Here is a 3,385-nt window from a genome sequence, read left to right on the forward strand (position 1 = left end):
GCCTCGGAGGATGGACCGGCTACGCCTCGGAGCGGCCACCAGGTCCCATCACTATGCGCAGAGGGTGGCACCGCTTCAAGCAAATGTCAGCCGGTTGGAGGCTCCGAGATATGTGCACGCCTTAGCCCCTTGTGGGAGAGGGTGGCTTCGCAAAGCGAAGCCGGGTGAGGGGCTCTCTCCTCACGGATAATCGTGCGAGTGGAAAGAACCCCTCATCCGGCGCTTCGCGCCACCTTCTCCCACAAGGGGAGAAGGGAAGAACGATTACGCCACCTTGCTCGATCCCTGCGTGATCAACCTCGCCGCCCTCTGATCGCGCGCGTAGATCCAGAGCCAGCTCAGGGCGACGCTGAGGCGGTGGCGCAGGCCGATCAGGAAGTAGATGTGGGCGATGCCCCAGATCCACCACGCGATGGTGCCGCGCAGCTTGACCTTGCCGAAGTCGATCACCGCAAGCCGCTTGCCGATCTGCGCGAGACTGCCGGCGTGCTTGTAGCGGAACGCGCCCTTCGTCTCTTCGCGCAGCCGAGCTTTGATGGTCTCTGCGACATGGCGGCCCTGCTGCTTGGCGGCCGGCGCGATGCCGGGCACCGGCTTGCCGTCCCAGGCGTTGATGCTGACGGTGTCGCCGATCGCAAAGATCTCGGGATGGCCGGGGATGGTCAGGTCGGCCTCGACCAGCACGCGCCCGGCGCGATCGCTGGGTGCGCCCAGCCACTCCGCGGCGGGCGAGGCGCGCACGCCGGCGGCCCAGATCCTGGTCTTTGCCTCGAGCAGCTTGCCGCCGAACACGACGCCCTCACGATTGATCTCGGTGACGGCTTGGCCGAGCACGACCTCGACGCCGATCTTTTCCAGCGAGGCCTGTGCGTAGGCCGACAACTCGTCCGGAAAGCCCGCGAGCACGCGCGGGCCGGCCTCGATCAGCACGACGCGCGCCTTGCGGGTGTCGATGCTGCGGAAGTCGGCCGGCAGGGTGTGATGCGCCATCTCGGCGATGGTGCCGGCGAGCTCGACGCCGGTCGGGCCGGCACCGACGATGACGAAGGTCAATCGCGCGGCGCGCTTCTGCGGATCGGTCTCGCGCTCGGCGCGCTCGAATGCCACCAGGATGTGCCGGCGCAAGGTGGTCGCATCCTCCAGCGTCTTCAGACCTGGCGCCCATGCCTCCCACTCGTCATGGCCGAAATAGGCGTGCCGCGCGCCGGTGGCGAGCACCAGCGTGTCGTAGGGCACCTCGCTGCCGTCGTCGATCAGCACGCAGCGACGCGCCGTGTCGACACCGCTCACTGTGGCAAACAGCGTCGTCACCTCGCGCCGGTCGCGCATCAGATGCCGAATTGGCCAGGCGATCTCGCTAGTGGCGAGTGAGGCGGTCGCGACCTGGTACAGCAGCGGCTGAAAGAGATGATGGTTGCGGCGGTCGATCAGCGTGATCTCGACCGGCGCGCCCGCCAGCCGGTAGGTCGTCTCCAGCCCGCCGAAGCCGGCCCCGACGATAACGACGCGATGCGGTGTCGTGGTCATGATGCGCCCTCGAGTTTCGCTGCTTCTCTCTCCTTCATTTAAGTGCGGATTGGGTGCCGCGGTCCAATAGCCGTCATCAATCGATGGATAGTGTTGGAGTATCGGCGCGAAAAAGCGTCGCAGCCTCGGTCAAAGTGGGTAGAATTATATTTCTTGCCATCGCCGATCGAGGCGAAATATGGTGCAGGGGCGGGCCCTGAGCCATTGGCGGCTCGGCAGATTTTGCGTTCAATAGAGACAGGCCCGGAGCGGCGATCACCCCGTTTCCGGGACCGATACGATAATGAGGAGGGGAGTGGTTATGAGGACGGCATTTTGGCTGGCGGGCGCAGCGGCGCTGGTGCTGGCAAATCAGGCATTCGCCGGCGCCACCATCAAGATCGGTTTCGTCTCGCCCTTCAGCGGCCCGACCGCCGTGATCGGCAACGACATGCGTAACTCCTTCGAGCTCGCGCTCGACCATCTCGGCCGCAAGATGGGCGGCAAGCCGGTCGAGGTGATCTACGAGGACGACGGGCAGAAGCCCGATGTCGGCAAGCAGAAGACCGAGAAGTTGGTGCAATCCGACAAGGTCGACTTCATCGTCGGCTATATCTGGTCGAACGTGCTGTTGGCCTCGCTCAAGACCGCGGTTGATTCGAAGACCTTCCTGATCTCGGCCAACGCCGGCCCGTCGCAGCTCGCCGGCGAATTGTGCTCGCCTTACGTGTTTTCGACCTCCTGGCAGAACGACCAGACCCCGCAGGCGGTCGGCACTTATATGAACCAGAAGGGCGTCAAGTCGGTGTTCCTGATCGGCCCGAACTATGCCGCCGGCAAGGACATGCTGGCCGGCGTCAAGAGCACTTTCAAGGGCCAGGTCGTGGGTGAGGAATACACGGTGTGGCCGAGCCAGCTCGACTTCTCCGCCGAGCTCTCCAAGGCGCGCGCCTCCGGCGCCGAGTCGATCTTCGTGTTCTACCCCGGTGCCGCCGGCGTGCAATTCCTCAATCAATATGCGCAGGCCGGGCTGAAGAGCACGATGCCGCTCTACACTGCCTTCACCATCGACGAGCTCTCGCTGCCGCTGCAGAAGGAGAACGCGCTCGGGGTGCCCGGTGCGCAGCAATGGGTCAACGACCTCCCCAACGAGCAGAACAAGCGCTTCGTCGCCGACTACCGCAAGAAGTATACCGGCCTGCGCCCGACCTTCTACGGCGCGCAGTCCTATGACGCCGCGAACCTGATCAACAGCGCCGTCGTCGCCGTGAAGGGCGACACCTCGAAGAAGGACGAGATGAAGGCCGAGATGGAGAAGGTGAACTTCAAATCAGTGCGCGGCGCGTTCAAGTACGGCAACAACCACATCCCGATCCAGAGCTTCTATCTGCAGGACGTGGTCAAGGATTCCGAAGGCCAGCTCGCGCTGAAGACCGTCGCCACCATCGTGGAGAACGATCAGGATCGTTTCCACGACAAGTGCAAGATGAAGTGAGCTCTTGCTTCCCCCCTCTTCCCGCTTGCGGCAGGGCTATCGCATATGGGGTGCACGATGCGGCGGCATCGGCACTGGGCTCCCTCCCCCGCATGCGGGGGAGGGTCGGGGAGAGGGTGTCTCCGCGTTGGGGTTGTTGAGAATTTGTCGAGTATGTCCCTGCGCGGCGAGAGCCCTCACCCGCCGCGCTCTGCGAGCGCGTCGGCCTCTCCCGCAAGCGAGAGCTTTGCGCAATGTCTTGTGCGGGAGTGAGGTTTGATTTCGGGCTTTTTTTGAACGACCTCGGGCGTCGGGCGCGAAGTGGACAGGTCCGTTTTCGCGGCCGATCGGTGGTGGCGGTCGATGGCAGTCATGCTGCGGCCCCTACGGGCTGCAGTACCGCCC

The 3,385-nt window shown here is 64.3% G+C and carries 3 protein-coding genes; 1 reads left to right on the plus strand and 2 read right to left on the minus strand.

The window, feature by feature from the left end; translation table 11 throughout:
• Positions 1–264: 264 nt before the first annotated feature.
• The gene (locus CVM73_RS38535) at positions 265–1,527 is read right to left on the minus strand and encodes an NAD(P)/FAD-dependent oxidoreductase (protein WP_100236917.1); all 1,263 of its coding nucleotides are present in this window, start codon (positions 1,525–1,527) and stop codon (positions 265–267) included.
• 301 nt (positions 1,528–1,828) lie between these two features.
• Between CVM73_RS38535 and CVM73_RS38540 the strand changes: the two genes are divergently transcribed.
• The gene (locus tag CVM73_RS38540) at positions 1,829–3,001 is read left to right on the plus strand and encodes an ABC transporter substrate-binding protein (RefSeq protein WP_100236918.1); all 1,173 of its coding nucleotides are present in this window, start codon (positions 1,829–1,831) and stop codon (positions 2,999–3,001) included.
• Positions 3,002–3,177: 176 nt separating this feature from the next.
• Here CVM73_RS38540 and CVM73_RS40780 read toward each other — a convergent pair.
• A partial coding sequence (locus CVM73_RS40780) for a hypothetical protein (protein ID WP_208639290.1) occupies positions 3,178–3,385 on the minus strand: 208 nt, incomplete at its 5' end.

Origin of the sequence: Bradyrhizobium forestalis (assembly GCF_002795245.1) — a bacterium.
Classification (GTDB): Bacteria; Pseudomonadota; Alphaproteobacteria; order Rhizobiales; family Xanthobacteraceae; genus Bradyrhizobium; species Bradyrhizobium forestalis.